Annotated in this window: 15 protein-coding genes, 23 tRNA genes, 1 rRNA gene and 1 riboswitch; of the genes, 36 read left to right on the top strand and 3 right to left on the bottom strand. The window is 50.5% G+C overall.

Features of this window, described 5'->3' with window-relative positions; all coding sequences use genetic code 11:
• Window positions 1–11: 11 nt before the first annotated feature.
• The 24 genes from rrf (at window position 12) to LLU09_RS00120 (ending at window position 2,185) form a co-directional block, all read left to right on the top strand.
• A 5S ribosomal RNA gene (gene rrf / locus LLU09_RS00005) occupies window positions 12–126 on the top strand.
• A 22-nt stretch (window positions 127–148) separates the two neighbouring features.
• Window positions 149–224: transfer RNA gene (locus LLU09_RS00010), tRNA-Val, on the top strand.
• Between the two features lie 7 nt (window positions 225–231).
• A tRNA-Thr gene (locus LLU09_RS00015) sits at window positions 232–307 on the top strand.
• A 15-nt stretch (window positions 308–322) separates the two neighbouring features.
• Window positions 323–395 (top strand) — tRNA-Lys (locus tag LLU09_RS00020).
• Between the two features lie 5 nt (window positions 396–400).
• A tRNA-Leu gene (locus LLU09_RS00025) sits at window positions 401–482 on the top strand.
• Window positions 483–488: 6 nt separating this feature from the next.
• Window positions 489–563: transfer RNA gene (locus LLU09_RS00030), tRNA-Gly, on the top strand.
• Window positions 564–570: 7 nt separating this feature from the next.
• Window positions 571–659, top strand: a tRNA-Leu gene (locus LLU09_RS00035).
• Between the two features lie 22 nt (window positions 660–681).
• A tRNA-Arg gene (locus LLU09_RS00040) sits at window positions 682–755 on the top strand.
• A 12-nt stretch (window positions 756–767) separates the two neighbouring features.
• Window positions 768–841 (top strand) — tRNA-Pro (locus LLU09_RS00045).
• A gap of 15 nt (window positions 842–856) precedes the next feature.
• A tRNA-Ala gene (locus LLU09_RS00050) sits at window positions 857–932 on the top strand.
• 25 nt (window positions 933–957) lie between these two features.
• Window positions 958–1,031 (top strand) — tRNA-Met (locus tag LLU09_RS00055).
• Between the two features lie 4 nt (window positions 1,032–1,035).
• Window positions 1,036–1,112 (top strand) — tRNA-Ile (locus LLU09_RS00060).
• Between the two features lie 22 nt (window positions 1,113–1,134).
• Window positions 1,135–1,227 (top strand) — tRNA-Ser (locus tag LLU09_RS00065).
• 10 nt (window positions 1,228–1,237) lie between these two features.
• Window positions 1,238–1,311: transfer RNA gene (locus LLU09_RS00070), tRNA-Met, on the top strand.
• A 14-nt stretch (window positions 1,312–1,325) separates the two neighbouring features.
• Window positions 1,326–1,401 (top strand) — tRNA-Asp (locus LLU09_RS00075).
• 14 nt (window positions 1,402–1,415) lie between these two features.
• Window positions 1,416–1,491, top strand: a tRNA-Phe gene (locus tag LLU09_RS00080).
• Window positions 1,492–1,499: 8 nt separating this feature from the next.
• Window positions 1,500–1,575, top strand: a tRNA-Thr gene (locus LLU09_RS00085).
• 18 nt (window positions 1,576–1,593) lie between these two features.
• A tRNA-Tyr gene (locus LLU09_RS00090) sits at window positions 1,594–1,674 on the top strand.
• 5 nt (window positions 1,675–1,679) lie between these two features.
• Window positions 1,680–1,753 (top strand) — tRNA-Trp (locus tag LLU09_RS00095).
• Between the two features lie 4 nt (window positions 1,754–1,757).
• Window positions 1,758–1,833 (top strand) — tRNA-His (locus LLU09_RS00100).
• 7 nt (window positions 1,834–1,840) lie between these two features.
• Window positions 1,841–1,912, top strand: a tRNA-Gln gene (locus LLU09_RS00105).
• 6 nt (window positions 1,913–1,918) lie between these two features.
• Window positions 1,919–1,992 (top strand) — tRNA-Cys (locus LLU09_RS00110).
• Between the two features lie 15 nt (window positions 1,993–2,007).
• Window positions 2,008–2,079: transfer RNA gene (locus tag LLU09_RS00115), tRNA-OTHER, on the top strand.
• Between the two features lie 21 nt (window positions 2,080–2,100).
• Window positions 2,101–2,185, top strand: a tRNA-Leu gene (locus LLU09_RS00120).
• 252 nt (window positions 2,186–2,437) lie between these two features.
• Here LLU09_RS00120 and LLU09_RS00125 read toward each other — a convergent pair.
• Window positions 2,438–2,587 carry a sporulation protein Cse60 gene (locus LLU09_RS00125; protein WP_228309963.1) on the bottom strand — a complete coding sequence of 50 codons (150 nt, stop codon included), beginning with the start codon at window positions 2,585–2,587 and terminating at the stop codon, window positions 2,438–2,440.
• Window positions 2,588–2,718: 131 nt separating this feature from the next.
• On the opposite strand from LLU09_RS00125, the gene LLU09_RS00130 reads away from it, so the two are divergent.
• Window positions 2,719–4,416, top strand: coding sequence for an alpha/beta hydrolase family protein (locus LLU09_RS00130; RefSeq protein WP_228309964.1), 1,698 nt, complete (start codon window positions 2,719–2,721; stop codon window positions 4,414–4,416).
• A gap of 33 nt (window positions 4,417–4,449) precedes the next feature.
• Here the strand turns inward: LLU09_RS00130 and LLU09_RS00135 are convergent, their stop codons facing one another.
• The gene (locus tag LLU09_RS00135; protein ID WP_228309965.1) at window positions 4,450–5,550 is read right to left on the bottom strand and encodes a 5-methyltetrahydropteroyltriglutamate--homocysteine S-methyltransferase; all 1,101 of its coding nucleotides are present in this window, start codon (window positions 5,548–5,550) and stop codon (window positions 4,450–4,452) included.
• A gap of 85 nt (window positions 5,551–5,635) precedes the next feature.
• Window positions 5,636–5,732, bottom strand: a riboswitch (SAM riboswitch).
• Window positions 5,733–5,797: 65 nt separating this feature from the next.
• Window positions 5,798–6,046: a YgaP family membrane protein gene (locus LLU09_RS00140; protein WP_228309966.1), complete on the bottom strand. Its 249-nt coding sequence runs from the start codon at window positions 6,044–6,046 to the stop codon at window positions 5,798–5,800.
• A 318-nt stretch (window positions 6,047–6,364) separates the two neighbouring features.
• Between LLU09_RS00140 and LLU09_RS00145 the strand changes: the two genes are divergently transcribed.
• From LLU09_RS00145 to ppx, 11 genes are all read left to right on the top strand, one after another.
• Window positions 6,365–6,895, top strand: coding sequence for a YceI family protein (locus LLU09_RS00145; protein WP_228309967.1), 531 nt, complete (start codon window positions 6,365–6,367; stop codon window positions 6,893–6,895).
• Window positions 6,896–7,211: 316 nt separating this feature from the next.
• Complete coding sequence (locus tag LLU09_RS00150; RefSeq protein WP_228309968.1) at window positions 7,212–7,862, top strand: HD domain-containing protein; 651 nt, start codon at window positions 7,212–7,214, stop codon at window positions 7,860–7,862.
• Window positions 7,837–8,274, top strand: coding sequence for a DUF6176 family protein (locus LLU09_RS00155; RefSeq protein ID WP_255620610.1), 438 nt, complete (start codon window positions 7,837–7,839; stop codon window positions 8,272–8,274). Before LLU09_RS00150 ends, LLU09_RS00155 begins: the two co-directional genes overlap by 26 nt.
• A complete protein-coding gene (locus tag LLU09_RS00160; RefSeq protein ID WP_370632466.1) occupies window positions 8,249–9,553 on the top strand; it encodes a D-serine ammonia-lyase in 1,305 nt (434 codons plus the stop codon). Before LLU09_RS00155 ends, LLU09_RS00160 begins: the two co-directional genes overlap by 26 nt.
• A 77-nt stretch (window positions 9,554–9,630) precedes the next feature.
• A complete protein-coding gene (queG, locus tag LLU09_RS00165) occupies window positions 9,631–10,761 on the top strand; it encodes a tRNA epoxyqueuosine(34) reductase QueG (RefSeq protein WP_228309970.1) in 1,131 nt (376 codons plus the stop codon).
• Window positions 10,762–10,770: 9 nt separating this feature from the next.
• The gene (gene trmL, locus LLU09_RS00170) at window positions 10,771–11,241 is read left to right on the top strand and encodes a tRNA (uridine(34)/cytosine(34)/5-carboxymethylaminomethyluridine(34)-2'-O)-methyltransferase TrmL (RefSeq protein ID WP_228309971.1); all 471 of its coding nucleotides are present in this window, start codon (window positions 10,771–10,773) and stop codon (window positions 11,239–11,241) included.
• Between the two features lie 11 nt (window positions 11,242–11,252).
• Complete coding sequence (nfsA, locus tag LLU09_RS00175; RefSeq protein ID WP_228309972.1) at window positions 11,253–11,990, top strand: oxygen-insensitive NADPH nitroreductase; 738 nt, start codon at window positions 11,253–11,255, stop codon at window positions 11,988–11,990.
• Between the two features lie 306 nt (window positions 11,991–12,296).
• On the top strand, window positions 12,297–12,890 hold the full coding sequence (locus tag LLU09_RS00180) for a 6-phosphogluconolactonase (protein WP_222999110.1): 594 nt from the start codon (window positions 12,297–12,299) through the stop codon (window positions 12,888–12,890).
• 14 nt (window positions 12,891–12,904) lie between these two features.
• Window positions 12,905–13,099 (top strand): SAS053 family DNA gyrase inhibitor, encoded by a 195-nt coding sequence (locus tag LLU09_RS00185; protein ID WP_094905300.1) that lies wholly within the window; start codon window positions 12,905–12,907, stop codon window positions 13,097–13,099.
• 68 nt (window positions 13,100–13,167) lie between these two features.
• Window positions 13,168–14,556 (top strand): class II fumarate hydratase, encoded by a 1,389-nt coding sequence (gene fumC, locus LLU09_RS00190; protein WP_175287309.1) that lies wholly within the window; start codon window positions 13,168–13,170, stop codon window positions 14,554–14,556.
• 10 nt (window positions 14,557–14,566) lie between these two features.
• Window positions 14,567–16,093, top strand: coding sequence for an exopolyphosphatase (gene ppx, locus LLU09_RS00195; RefSeq protein ID WP_228309973.1), 1,527 nt, complete (start codon window positions 14,567–14,569; stop codon window positions 16,091–16,093).
• Window positions 16,094–16,099: the final 6 nt, after the last annotated feature.

The raw sequence follows: 16,099 nt of genomic DNA on the forward strand, positions 1-16,099 counted from the left end.
CCTGAATATTGTCCGGTGGCAATGGCGGAGAGGCCCCACCTGTTCCCATGCCGAACACAGCAGTTAAGCTCTCCAGCGCCGATGGTAGTTGGACTGACGTCCCGTGAGAGTAGGACGCCGCCGGGCAGTATACAATTTAATATCAAATGGAGAATTAGCTCAGCTGGGAGAGCATCTGCCTTACAAGCAGAGGGTCGGCGGTTCGAACCCGTCATTCTCCACCATTTAAATGCCGGTCTAGCTCAATTGGCAGAGCAACTGACTTGTAATCAGTAGGTTGGGGGTTCGATTCCTCTGGCCGGCACCATTTAATCAATATGATGAGCCATTAGCTCAGTTGGTAGAGCATCTGACTTTTAATCAGAGGGTCAGAGGTTCGAATCCTCTATGGCTCACATACGCGGGTGTGGCGGAACTGGCAGACGCACTAGATTTAGGATCTAGCGCCTTCGGGCGTGGGGGTTCGACTCCCTTCACCCGCATTATCTGCGGAAGTAGTTCAGTGGTAGAACACCACCTTGCCAAGGTGGGGGTCGCGGGTTCGAATCCCGTCTTCCGCTCCATTATTTCGCCGGGGTGGCGGAACTGGCAGACGCACAGGACTTAAAATCCTGCGGTAAGTAATTACCGTACCGGTTCGATTCCGGTCCTCGGCACCAGTATAGGAACATATACCATAATGCGCCCGTAGCTCAATTGGATAGAGCGTTTGACTACGGATCAAGAGGTTAGGGGTTCGACTCCTCTCGGGCGCGCTTTATTACTTACGGGAAGTAGCTCAGCTTGGTAGAGCACTTGGTTTGGGACCAAGGGGTCGCAGGTTCGAATCCTGTCTTCCCGACTCTTAAGAAAAAATGGGGGCTTAGCTCAGCTGGGAGAGCGCCTGCTTTGCACGCAGGAGGTCAGCGGTTCGATCCCGCTAGTCTCCACCATTTTACTTAAACCTATATTTTTCATGGCGGTGTAGCTCAGCTGGCTAGAGCGTACGGTTCATACCCGTGAGGTCGGGGGTTCGATCCCCTCCGCCGCCATATTGGACCTTTAGCTCAGTTGGTCAGAGCAAACGGCTCATAACCGTTGGGTCGCAGGTTCGAGTCCTGCAAGGTCCACCATCGTTTTATTTTCATATCATACGGAGGAATACCCAAGTCTGGCTGAAGGGATCGGTCTTGAAAACCGACAGGGGCTTAACGGCCCGCGGGGGTTCGAATCCCTCTTCCTCCGCCATTATTATTATCGCGGGATAGAGCAGTCTGGTAGCTCGTCGGGCTCATAACCCGGAGGTCGGTGGTTCAAATCCACCTCCCGCAATTTATTTTTTATGTGGTCCCGTGGTGTAGCGGTTAACATGCCTGCCTGTCACGCAGGAGATCGCGGGTTCGATTCCCGTCGGGACCGCCATTTAAAATTCAAGTGGTTCAGTAGCTCAGTCGGTAGAGCATGTGATTGAAGCTCACAGTGTCGGCGGTTCGATTCCGTCCTGAACCACCATTTGTGTTGCCGGTCTAGCTCAATTGGCAGAGCAACTGACTTGTAATCAGTAGGTTGGGGGTTCGATTCCTCTGGCCGGCACCATTTTTTGATACGCATGACGGAGGGGTAGCGAAGTGGCTAAACGCGGCGGACTGTAAATCCGCTCCTTCGGGTTCGGCAGTTCGAATCTGCCCCCCTCCATATATAGGGGTATAGTTCAATGGTAGAATAGAGGTCTCCAAAACCTTTGGTGTGGGTTCGATTCCTACTACCCCTGCCATATGGCGGTTGTGGCGAAGTGGTTAACGCACCGGATTGTGGCTCCGGCATTCGTGGGTTCGATTCCCATCATCCGCCCCATTTTTATTGGGCTATCGCCAAGCGGTAAGGCAACGGTTTTTGGTACCGTCATGCGCAGGTTCGAATCCTGCTAGCCCAGCTTTGAGGCGCCATAGCCAAGGGGTAAGGCCGAGGACTGCAAATCCTCTATCACCGGTTCAAATCCGGTTGGCGCCTCCAATTTCTTATTCCCATGCGGAAGTAGTTCAGTGTTCAGAACATGCTTCTACCTGAAGCAAGACATAGGTTCAAATCCTATCTTCCGCTTTATAATTCTATTAATACTGGGCCACCGTGGCGGAATTGGCAGACGCGCTGGACTCAAAATCCAGTTCCCATTGCGGGAGTGTCGGTTCGATCCCGACCGGTGGTATAACTTGTTTCCAAAACAATATAAATGATATGTTTAATAATTGCCCGAAGGCAGTCAGAATGAATCATTTCATCTGGCTGCTTTTTTGCGTCTTAACAATACAAGGAGGAGATAGTACGAGTAACAACGACAAGACGAAGAACGTTGCAGTTCTGGTAAAAGAAATACTCCAGAGGAGATAATATTTCCTTTACCGTTATTATCAAAATAGAGAAGCTCTGCACTTCAGGAAATTGAAGTGCAGGGCTTCTTTTAGTCCCTGTAGATTACCAGGACAGCGTATGAACTGCCATAGGAGAATTTGATGTCGAGGATCTCCAGTTCTTGATTTTCATCGAGGAATCCATTCACTTTCTTTTCGAGACCTTTTTCCGTCATCGCACTCAGTGTCTTGACTTTCATAATTGGAAGCTCCCTTCATTCGTATTTGTCCCCATTAACACCCAAAGTTGACAGAAAAGTCATTTAATATAGTAGAATGGGATGAAAGTCATAGATAAAGGGGAAACATGATGGGGACATTCACCAAATATATGAATCTGAAATACAGTAGGGAAGAGAAGGTATTATATTTCATAAGCAGTGAAAGCGGCATGCACCAGCTGTGGAAGTTCAATCCGTCAACAGGCAGGAAAATGCAGCTCACCAGGCTCGAACAGAACGTCAAGAACTATTGGCTTGAAGACGGACAGATTACAATCGCAGTGGACTACCATGGAAACGAGCGGAACCAGTTCCACATGATGGACGGGGAGGGGATCGGGACGCTGATTGAAGATCCCGACTACTTCCACCATTATGGGGAATATGATGATGATCAGAACATATATACCATGGTCCGCAACCACCATGAATCCTCCAATTTTGACCTTTGCCTTGTCCATGCCAAAGGATCTGTCAGAGTGCTTCGAACTTTTGGGGGACCAGTCCATTTCATTTCCGAACTCCCTGCGGACAGACTGCTGCTGTCGAAAGATGTGAATAACATTGATGAAGCGCTGATGATCTATGATATGGATAAGGATGAAATGGAGGATGTGCCGTTACCCGAAGCCCGATTCTCCGCCTTCAAGTTCCATGAAGACAGGTGCCTGTGCCTCAGCGACATGCATGATGGATATATGAACGTCCATGAAATCAACGTGGAAGAGGACAGTCATCGGCGGCTCACTGCATTCGAATGGGACGTTGAACATTTCAAAGTATCCGTAGACAAGACGGAAGCGATTCTTTCGTGCAATGAGAATGGACAATCCGTACTCTATCGGATGGATCTTGAAACATCGTCGACCGAGAAACTGGGGGTCATAGGCGATGGCGTCGTGCATTCTTTGGCCTACGGAGAAGGGCGGGAGCTGTTCCTGATCCATTCCTCGGTCGACCAGCCGCATCGAATATGCCGGCATTCACTTGAAACCGGTGAGATGGAAACTGTGCTCGGAAACACTGATCAGGTGTCGGAAGTTTCGTGGCGCTTATCATCCTATCATTCATTCGACGATCTGGAAGTGCCATATTTCATATATGAGACGGACCAGGAAGGGAAGAAGACTGTCATCCATATACATGGAGGTCCGGAATCGCAGGCCAGGCCGGAATTCAATGCGCTCTATTACCAGCTGAACAGGGCAGGTTACCAGGTCGTTGTGCCGAATATCAGGGGCAGCAAAGGCTATGGACGCAGCTATCTTGAAGCTGATGACAAGGAGAAGCGCCTGGATGCGATGAAGGATGTTATCGAACTGAGGCGTCATCTGGTGGAGGATGGAAGGGCTGAAGACTCCCGCATCTCGGTGATGGGCAGGAGCTATGGCGGGCTGATGACGCTTCTTCTGGTTACCCATCATCCCGAATTTTGGGCCTCTGCAGTAGATATCGTCGGCATCTCGCACCTCAGGACCTTCCTCGAACATACACCGCCGTGGAGAAGGGCGCTGCGTGCTGCAGAATACGGCTCGATAGAAGAATCAGGTGCGTTTCTGGACGACATCTCGCCCCTCTCGAGAAGTAAGGATATATCGGTGCCGCTGATGGTCTTCCACAGCCACCATGACGCCCGTGTCCCATACAGCGAATCGGTCCAGATGGTGGAGGCGATGAAGGAGAACGGACAGTATGTCGGGTTCACGGCATATGAAAATGAAGGGCATACCTACATGCATCAGGAGAACATCGATGACATGAACAGTAAGATACTCGAATTCTTCAACCGGACATTACAGCATCCATAAAAATAAGGCCTCAACGGGGCCTTATTTCTATTCTTACAGAAGTTTCTCTGCAAGCGATACGATATATTCAAGTTTCTTCCACTGGGCTTCTTCAGTAAGTTCATTGCCGTGGTGTGTAGAGGCGAAGCCGCATTGGGGACTCAGACAGAGCTGATCTTTGGAAACATATTTCGATGCTTCCGCAACCCGTTCCCTGATCACATCTTCATCCTCGAGCTCACCATGCTTTGAGGTGAACAGTCCAAGGACAACCCGCGGACCTTCTTTAGGAATGTAGGAGAGCGGTTCGAAGTCTCCGGAACGGTCATCGTCATATTCGAGGAAGAATCCGTCAACCTTCTCCTTGGCAAAGAGCACGGGGGCGATTTTGGCGTAGCTGCCCTCGAATGCCCATTTCGACCTGTAGTTCCCGCGGCAGAGATGTGTGGTGATGACCATGTCCTCAGGTTTCTGTTCGAGTACGCCGTTGAGCACCCTCAGTGCCAGATGAATCAGGGATTCCCTGTCATAGCCGCTGTCATTGAATGGAATCTCCGGCGCATTGAGCCCCGCAATGTATACATCATCGAACTGGAGGTAGCGGCACCCTGCATCATAGAACGCCTGTACCGTATCCTGATAGGCCTTGATGACATCCTTGGCATATGTTTCGACATCGGGATATATATCCTGGTTCCGGATGCCGGCATTGAACATCTGGTTCGGGCTTGGAATCGTCTGTTTAGGCACCGCCCGGTCGCCGACGATCTCCTTGAATTCGATGAAGTCCTTTATATGCGGGTGCTCTTTATTGAATGCGATTTTCCCTGTAACGCGTACATCATACCGCTCGGTCTCGATGCCGTCGAACTGGAACCCGGTATCTGGGACGTAGCCTTCCACGCCATCCAGGTGTTCAAGGAAATCGGTATGCCAGAAGCGCCTTCTGAATTCGCCGTCGGTGACCGCCTTGAGGCCCACTTCAATCTGCTTGTCGACCACTTTCCTGATCTCTTCGGTCTCGATCTCCCTCAGCTGTTCATAGGAGATTCTATCCTCCTGATGGTCCTTGCGCGCCCTATGTATGCTGTCGGGCCGCAGCAGGCTCCCCACGTGATCCGCCCTGAATGGTGCTTCGACTGCCGTTTTCGTCATGCTGATCCCTCTTTCCAATAATATTAATATAATAAAATCCCCAATTGTCCGAAGTGGATAAATTGGGGATGATCATCATCCATTCATCTCATCTTCGAGCAGTGCTCCTGGAATTAGCACGGTACCTGGGGTCCGCTGCTGAGGTTTCGTTGGGCCAGTCCCTCCGCCTCTCTCGATAAGAGTTCGATTATTATATTAAATAATACTTTAAAGTATAAAGAATTTTCTGTCAAGTGTACTCTTGATGTCATTCGAGGAGGTCTTCAAGCGCATTTTTCTCCTGGTTTATTTCCCCCGGCGTCCTGATGCCGAGACGGCGTATTACTGATAGGGACGGGCACCACCCCTGGATTGCATGCTGGAGCAGGAACGAACCGACGATTCCGGGAAGCAGATTCCACTTTCTGCTGACGGAGGCACCCAATATGCTGCCGATGATGACCAGGGTGCTGGCGTTCGCCTCCAGGACCCGTTCAGTGTTCCACTCCCTCTCCAATGCATCAATACGTTCTCTGATATCCTTTTCGTCTTTTGCCCGATAATGATCGATGCTGCGCTGAATGTCATCCTGTATCTCCCTATTGATATGTTCCGGTGTATGGTTATGGACCCTTCCGTCGTTGCCGCAACTATTGCCATTGAAGTTCCTCCTCTGACCATATTTGCAATTACTTCATTATTTCCCATAGAAGATGAAACGAAACAAATCCTCATCATTTATATATATTTAATAATTAACTTGCTTAAAGTAAGTAAGTGATGTAAAATATAATTATCTTGAATTAGAGATAATAATTATTGGAGGTTTTTGACGATGACAACGTTCGTAACAGATCCAGCCCACTCTGAAGTGGGATTCCAGGTAAAGCACATGATGGTATCAAAGGTGAAGGGGCACTTCGAAGATTTTCATTTTGAAGTAAAAACGAATAGTCTCGAAACTTTCGAGGACGCTGAAGTCCATGCAGAAATAGATGTAAACAGCATAAGCACCAAAAATGAAGACCGGGACGCACATTTGAAATCAGAGGATTTCTTCAATGTGGAAAAGAATCCGAAAATCACGTTCAAATCGAGTAATGTCAATAAGTCCGGGGATACTGTATCGGTGACAGGTGAGACGACGATGAACGGCATCACGAAGGAAATGACAATCGACCTCCAGTACAATGGCAAGGGGACAAACCCCTGGGGACAGGAAGTCCACGGCTTCGAAACCGAGTTCACGATCAACCGTGAAGCATTCGGACTGACATGGAACCAGCAGCTGGAAACAGGCGGTGTACTGGTGAGCAAGGATGTAAAGGCACAGCTGGAGCTCCAGTTCTCCGAAAAAAGTGAATAGGCATAGAAGATGAAGATATTTCTTGCAGACCGGTCTGAAGCCAACTATTGGCTCCAGACCGGTTTTTCATAGTGCGGAGGTCTATAGTGTAGTTTATTAAAAATAGAGGCATTGCTATAATTTATTGGAATATATAAAGAAGATGAACCATGCTTCCCATTATCGTAATATGGCTGATGCATATCAAAACGGGAGACGATGCTTTTGGCATGGATCCCGTTTTTTTATGGAACAACCGGACACCGCAATCATGATATAATAGCCGGTGAATGAACCAGTGCAGGTTCCAGCATGAAATTTAAAAGGAGTATGGATTATGGATCACCACAGCATCATCGAAGACGCAAAGGCACGGGTATATGAATTCCACGATTCGGACAGTACGGGACATGACTATTGGCACGTCATGCGTGTATATAATAACGCACGCATGCTCCAGGCAGAAGAGGGGGGAGACCGATTCATCATAGAGGTCGCAGCCCTTTTCCATGACATGATCGACTATAAGCTGACTGATGATGAATATGCACAGATTGAAGTGATAAAGACATTCCTCGAAGCGCGCGGAGTCGGGGCAGATGTGATCGAACGCATCATCCACGCCATGCAGGCGGTTTCCTACAAGGGCGGGAACAATACCGTCGAAGTCGCTACCGTGGAGGATGCGATCGTGCAGGACGCCGACCGTCTTGATGCACTCGGTGCAGTCGGTATTGCACGCACTTTCATATATGGGGGGAATAAGCGGCACGCGCTCTATGACCCGGACCGGACTGCACGCGAGGAACTGACTTTCGAACTATACAGCAAGGAAGACAATACCATGATCAACCATTTCTATGAAAAGCTGCTCAGGCTGAAGGATCTGATGCATACGGATGCTGCCAAAAATGTGGCGGAAGCGCGCCATCAGTTCATGGAAGTGTATCTGGAGCAGTTTTATGAAGAATGGGAAGGCAGGCGGTGACCTGCCGATCAAAGCAATGACAGGGGGAAGACATGTGAGAGTAGAACTGACCAAATTCAAGGTGAAGGCAAATAAAAGCCATAAAGTAGATGAATGGATGAAGTATATAGAGGAGAACATGGAGGATGCGCTACTTACACTCGAGGGCGAGAAGATGTACGTAGAGACGATATTCAGGGAACAGGAAGGCAACCATGAATACCTCTACTGGTACAGTGTGCAGGAGAGTGATATGGAGGATGATGAGGATCTCAAGATCAACCAGCAGCTGGTCGATTTCTTTGACGAGTGCATCGATAAGACTTTCCAGCCGCTCGACCTTGATGCATCCGTCGTGATGATGCCGAAGCGCATCAGAAATGCCATGTTCAACAGTGGACAGGAGGATGATCATGAAGAACCGGTTGATTGATCAGCATCCGATCATCGGTCAGATGGCTGCCGGCGAGTCGGTGTTCTGGAAGAATGAATACTATACGGCATTCCAAACGGATGCTCCAGACGCCTTTCTGAAGCACGAAGACATCATGGAGGCAGACAGGCGATTGAGCCGTTTTGCGCCTTTCATGGAATCTGCCTTTCCGGAGACGAAAGCGCAGGGCGGCATCATCGAGTCGCCATTGGTACAGGCAGAAGGGATGAAGGATTTTCTTGGCGAAAGGTATGGGACATCCATAGATGGACCGCTCTACATCAAGGCGGATGACAGTCTCACGGTGTCGGGCTCCGTAAAGGCGCGCGGCGGCATCTATGAAGTGCTGAAGCATGCCGAAGACCTTGCCCTGGAGCACGGGATCATCGACCAGACTCAAGACTATGCACAATTTGATTCGGAGAAGTTCAGGAAGTTCTTTTCGGAATACACCATCGTCTGCGGATCGACCGGGAATCTCGGCCTCTCCATCGGCATCATCGGTGCGGCCCTTGGATTCAAGGTCGTCATCCACATGTCGAGTGATGCGAAGCAGTGGAAGAAGGACATGCTGCGCCACAATGGCGTAAAAGTGGTCGAGCATGAGGACGACTACAGCAGAGCGGTGGAAGAGGGCCGGGAAGAAGCCTTGCGTGATGACAAAGGCTATTTTGTCGACGATGAAGATTCGGAACCGCTCTTCCTCGGTTATGCTGTGGCTGCACTGCGTATTGAAAAGCAGCTTGAGGCACAGGGCATCACTGTGGATGAAAAACATCCACTCTATGTCTATCTCCCATGCGGGGTCGGAAGCGCCCCAGGAGGCGTTAGCTTCGGCCTGAAGCACGTATTCGGTGATGCGGTCCATCCGGTGTTCGCCGAACCTGTACAATCACCATGCATGATGCTCGGCATGATCACGGGGAAGCATGATGAAGTATCTGTGCGGGATATCGGTCTCGATAACCGGACCATCGCTGATGGGCTCGCAGTCGGGAGGCCCTCAAAGTTTGCAGGGAAGCTCCTCACAGGGAGTATCCATTCGTTCTACACTGTCCAGGATGATGAAATGTATACGCTCCTGGCTGAACTGTACGACCGCGAGGGTATGAAGATCGAGCCGTCTGCAGCAGCTGGCCTGCTGGGCCCTGCCATTCTTCACCAGAATATGGAGCGCCCTGGAATCCGGAACGCCACACATATCGTCTGGAGCACGGGCGGCAGCATGGTGCCTGAGGAGGAATGGCGAAAGGATTACCTGAGGGGTAGCCACGGCTGATTGTCAAAAGGCGGGGCAGGTAGTATAATATCTAGTTGAATTTGACTACGGCTGGAGTTTTGAAAGCAGGTGAAGAGATGGAACGATCCGAATTCAAGAAGAAAGTGGTCGATTATGCGCATTCGATAGGGATAGATCAGATCGGCTTCACCCACGCGGAACCTTTCGCGGAATTCAGGGAGAAGCTCATCGATTATCACAGGAGGGGATATGCTTCCGGATTCGAGAAGGGGTCGGTGGATGAACGGACGGATCCCCGCCTCTCGCTTGGCTCGGCAAGGAGCATCATCTCCATTGCGGTCGGTTATCCGAACCGGCTGCCGGACGCTCCCAAGAGCAGAAAGGGTGAACGGCGCGGCACGTTCGCTCGGGCTTCATGGGGTGTCGACTACCACACGCTACTGAACAGAAGGCTTGCCAGCCTGGAAGAATATATAAAGACGCTGGACCCTTCCATCGAGTGCCGGTCCATGGTGGATACAGGTGTGCTCAGTGACCGGGAAGTGGCGCGGCGCAGCGGTCTCGGCTACATCGGCAAAAACGGCTTTGTGATCAACCCGGAGCTCGGGACATACTCCTATCTCGGTGAAATGATCACGGACTACCCATTCCCGCCCGACGAAGAGCTGATCGATTCCTGCGGCGACTGCAATCTATGCGTCGACCGGTGCCCGACGGGAGCACTTGTCGGGAACGGTCAGCTGGATTCGCAGAAGTGCATTTCCTTCCTCACCCAGACGAAGGGGTTCCTGCCGGATGAATACCGAGGCAAGATCGGCAACCGCCTGTACGGCTGCGACACCTGCCAGCAGGTCTGTCCGAGGAACAAGGGCATCAATACGGACCATCATGCAGACATCGTGCTCGAACCCGAAATATTGAAGCCCGAGCTGACTGGACTGCTTGAGATATCCAATAAGGAGTTCAAGGAAACCTATGGTCATCTGGCCGGGGTCTGGAGAGGGAAGAAACCCATCCAACGCAATGCCATCATCGCGCTTGCCCACTTCAAGGAGGAGTCGGCCGTCGACACGCTGAAGCGTGTGGCGGAGAACGATCCCCGTCCGGTCATAAAAGGGACGGCCTACTGGGCCATTGGCCGGATTCTCGGGGACCGCGCACTTGATTATATAAATGAAAGATATAAAATGGAAACGGACGAATCAGTCAAGGATGAAATGCTGAAGGGCATCCAGGAAGTCGCCTAGGAGGTTGCAATGCCAAACCATATTGTTCTATATCAACCGGAAATACCATCGAATACAGGGAATATCGGCCGCACATGTGCGGCCACGGATACGACACTCCATCTGATCCGGCCGCTCGGCTTCTCCACCGATGACAAGATGTTGAAACGTGCAGGCCTCGACTACTGGCCGCATATCGATGTCATCTACCATGATTCAGTGGAAGATTTCTTCGAAGCCACGGAGGGCACATACTACCTGCTCACCAAGTTTGCAGAGCAGTCCTATGCAGACATGGACTTCAGCAGCCGGGACACCGAGCATTACTTCATCTTCGGCAGGGAGACTTCAGGCCTTCCGGAGTGGATGAGGGAGAAGTACAGTGATACGTCCCTCAGGATACCGATGAATGACAAGGTCAGGTCCCTCAATCTTTCCAACACAGCAGCCATATTGATATACGAGGCGCTGAAACAGCAGGACTTTCCACAACTAAATTAGGAGGCAATACAATGAACCAAGTGATCGAGCTATTGAAGAACCACCGTTCCATCCGCAAGTTCAAGGATGAGCGTCTGGATGAAGATACAATCCGGGAACTCGTCACCGCTGCCCAGGCGGCGAGTACATCAAGCTATGTACAGGCCTACAGCATCCTCGGCGTCACGGATCCCGACAAGAAAGCGGCGCTCAGGGAGATCAGCACCCAGCCGTATGTGGAGCACAACGGGCACCTGTTCGTCTTCCTGATGGACTACAATCGTCATGTCGAACTTTCCAAGGAGAAGGGGACGCCGATCGATCATGACAAGACCGAGCAGCTCATCGTGGGCACTGTCGATGCGACACTCGCTGCCCAGAACCTCGCGGTGGCAGCTGAAAGCATGGGACTCGGCATGTGCTACATCGGCTCACTGAGGAATGACATGGCACGCGTCATAGAGATTCTGGAACTGCCGAAAGGAGTCGTTCCCCTGTTCGGTATGGTGGTCGGCATACCCGATCAGGAAGGCAGCCAGAAGGAAAGGCTGCCATTCGAAGCGGTCTACCACGAGAATACCTATACACCGGTCGCAGAGGTGAAGGATGCGATCGACAGTTATGACGCACGCATCAGTGCGTACTATAAGGAGCGCTCAGGCGGCAAGCGGGATGATTCCTGGAGCGACCAGGTCATCGGCATGCTCAGCAAGAAGCAGCGCCTTGATGTGGATCAGGTGGTGAAGGGTCAAGGCTTCCTCGGCCAGTAAAAAAATAAGGCCATGCGGGATATCCCGCATGGCTTTATTTCTATTGACTGAGCTTTTCATCTCCGTCATCCTTGTAGCCCCATTCGGAGTCACGGCTTGAAGAGAGGATGGCGGTGATGAAGGATATGCTTACCATGAGTATCAGAAATGCTTTCATAAACTAGCGCCTCCTATATTTCCATACATATACACATTATAAACCATATGATGAAAAGAAAAAAGCTGAAAAGGGGGAAAAGTTTTGTTAGAAATAGTTCCGATGAGGGTAGAATATAAAAGACATTGAGAAATCTAGGAGGAATCAACATGGCAATGAACTTTAAGATCTTCAAGGACAAGGAACTGGTCAGCATCTATCTTGCTGATATCATCAGAAAGCAGGTCCATAATAATCCAACCAGCGTGATGGGTCTTGAAATGAATGAAGAACTGGATTGGGCCTACCAGAAATTTGTCGGCGAATCCAAACAGCATCCGGCTGATTTCTCACAGATATACCTCGTGACCATCAACAAGGATGGGGACACGGAAATATTCGAAAAACTGGATATCCCGGATAATCAGCTGAAGCGTGACGGTACTGTGGATTCGATGAAGAAGGTGCTGGACGACAAGGATCAGCTGAATCTTGCAGTCCTCTCGATCGGTGCGAACAAGAATCTCGGCTACAACGATTCAGACGGCAACGACCAGCTGTTCGACTCAAGGGAACTCATCCTTGTGGCTACAGGCAACGACAAGGCGGATGCCATCAGGGATCTTTATGATGCGGTCGAGAATGACAAGGATGACTTCGGGAAAGTGAAGAAGCACCGCATGGTGACGGTGGTCATGGATACTGAAGCGGCGTCCCGGCTCGACCAGGACATCGTCGACTACTACACTTCCGAATTCGCCTAGGAACGGGGGAGAACATGAAAAAGGACAAGGATATCGACTACAGGAACGACATTGAACCGGACGAAAATGAGATGACTGAAGATATGGAAGATGTGAAGGCGCTGGGGAAGGAAATGGAACAGCTTTCCCAGAACGCCGACTATCCGATTGATTCTTCCGATGATGAATCGCATGGTATGGAACCGGAAGACGGGGAAAATAATGAATAACAGATGAATCCTTCTGTAAATTAGTATAAAATATTCTATGAATACTAATTTTTCAGGAGGTTTTTTAATTGTCATATAGAATAGAGAAAGATACGATCGGTGAAATTAAAGTTCCTGGTGACAAATACTGGGCTGCACAGACGGAGAGGAGCAGACAGAACTTCCCAGTGGGCAAGGAGAAGATGCCGATCGAGGTCATCGTAGCATTCGCCCATCTGAAGAAGGCGGCTGCCGTATCGAACCATGATCTCGGAAAGCTTTCAGCAGACAAGAAGGAAGCGATCGTCCATGCCTGCGACAGGATCATCGCACGTGAACTAGACGAGCACTTCCCGCTTGTCGTATGGCAGACGGGGAGCGGGACGCAGAGCAACATGAACGTCAACGAAGTGGTCAGCTATGTGGCAAATGAATATCTCGAGGAAAAGGGGAGCGGCGAAAAGGTCCACCCGAATGATGACGTGAACAAATCCCAGAGTTCCAACGACACCTACCCGACAGCAATGCATGTTGCGCTGTATCAGGCGGTCGAGGAGCAGCTTGTACCTGCACTCGGTGTACTCCGTTCGACATTCGCGGACAAAGAGGCGCAGTTCAAGGACATCATCAAAATCGGCCGGACACACCTGCAGGACGCGACACCGTTGACGCTCGGTCAGGAAATCAGTGGATGGAGATACATGCTCGAGAAGTGTGAGACACTGGTGAACGAATCCAAGAGACAGCTTACAAACCTCGCAATCGGCGGTACGGCAGTCGGCACAGGCATCAACGCACATCCGGAATTCGGCGACCGCGTGGCAAAGGAGATCTCGAAGCAGACAGGCTATGAATTCGTCTCATCCGAGAACAAGTTCCATGCGCTTACTGCACATGATGAAGTGGTCTATCTCCATGGGGCGCTCAAGGCACTGGCGGCAGATCTGATGAAGATCGCCAATGATGTCAGATGGCTGGCCTCCGGCCCGAGGGCAGGCATCGCAGAGATTGAAATCCCTGCAAATGAGCCGGGTTCATCCATCATGCCGGGCAAAGTCAACCCGACCCAGTCCGAAATGCTCACGATGGTCGCGACCCAAGTGTTCGGAAACGATGCAGCAGTCGGATTTGCAGCGTCCCAGGGCAATTTCGAACTGAACGTCTTCAAGCCGGTCATCCTTTTCAACACACTGCAGTCAATCTATCTGCTGGCAGATGGCATGAACACGTTTAATGATAAGTGTGCAGTGGGAATAGAACCAATAGAAGAGAACATTGAACGCTTCCTGAACAATTCATTGATGCTGGTGACTGCACTCAATCCGCATATCGGCTATGAAAACGCAGCCAAGATTGCGAAGAATGCCCATGAAAAGGGAATTACACTCAAAGAGTCGGCAGTCGAATCCGGCCACCTCACTGAAGCGCAGTTTGATGAATGGATCAATCCGGAAGATATGATCCAATCCAAAGATTAGGAGCTTACTTATGAAAAGAATCGGACTTGTGGATATCGGTTCCAACACTGTACGCCTTGTACTTTTCGAATACAATGAAGAGACCGGACTGAAGGAGCTGCAGAACATCAAGACGCCTGCCAGGCTGGCCAGATATCTGGATGAAGACAATGTGATGGCCGAGGAGGGGATCGACAACCTCCTCTCCATCCTCGGCAGCTTCCAGAAGATCAGCGAGAAGTATGATGTGACGGAAATCTATCCTGTTGCGACGGCAGCGATCAGGCAGTCCGTCAACGTCGAAGATATTCTGGAGCGGGCGAAAAAAGAGGTCGGCATGGAAATCAAAGTCATTACCGGTAAGGAAGAGGCCTATTACGGTTATCATGCCGTCGTCCATACGATCAGCAACATGGATGCAGTGACGATTGATATAGGCGGGGGGAGCACCGAACTCAACTTCTTCGAGAACAAGGAGCTCATCCATTCCGTCAGCCTGCCCTTCGGGGTCGTCACATTGAAATCCATGTTCTTCGAGGGCAAGGATCATAACGATGAAGATGCGCTCGAAGAGACCGAGAAGTATGTCAAGGAGCAGCTGAAATCGGTCAAATGGCTGGCCAAAAGACGGGTGCCGATCTTGGCGATCGGCGGTAGTGCGCGTAACATTGCGCGCATCCACCAATCCTCCGTCAACTATCCTATCGCAGGCGTCCATGGGTATTCGATGGACCGCAATGACCTGCAAGATGTATACGACCTGCTGGAAAGCACCAAAGGCGACGACCTTGACGACATCGACGGCCTCAGCAAGGACAGGAGCGACATTATCCTGCCGAGTGCCATCGTCTTCAAGTCACTCTACGACCTCGTCAGGGCGGAAGAGTTCAAGTTCAGCCGCAAGGGGCTGCGTGAAGGTATGGCGATGTCGATCATCTCGAAGGATTATCCGGCCGCCTTCAACAAATACCACATTTTCCGGGACTCGCTCATGGAACTCGCCAGTGACTTCAACATACTGAAGAGTGAAGGTGAAAAGCGGCAGGAGATTGCAGAGCGCATCTATCATGAGCTCGCCCGTTTCGATTTCATAAAGACCGGCAAGCATGAGAAATATCTGATGAAGAATGCAGCGCATATCTTCTATCTGGGATCGTTCATCGACCGTGATGCGACGAGCCAGCATACGTACTATATAATATCCAACAGCAACATCAACGGCATCGTACACGAGGACAGGGTCAGGCTTGCCCTGATGGCGAGCTTCAAGAACAAGACGCTGCTCAAGTTCTATGCCGAGGAGTCGGGGTGGTTCGACAGCAGCGACCTCGATGTACTGCTGACGCTCGGAAGCATATTGAAGTTCTCCAATGCATTGAACGTCTCCAACACGGGCATCGTCCAGGACCTCTATCTTGAGGAGGATGGGGATGACATGATCATGACAGTCAAATATAAGGGAGATCCGATTGCCGAGGAGTATCAGGCAATCAGGCAGAAGAAACACATAGAAAAAATTATGGATAAAGATCTCGATATCAGGTTTGTTGAAGTTTAACATTTA

Origin of the sequence: Salinicoccus sp. RF5 (genome assembly GCF_020786625.1) — a bacterium.
GTDB lineage: Bacteria > Bacillota > Bacilli > Staphylococcales > Salinicoccaceae > Salinicoccus.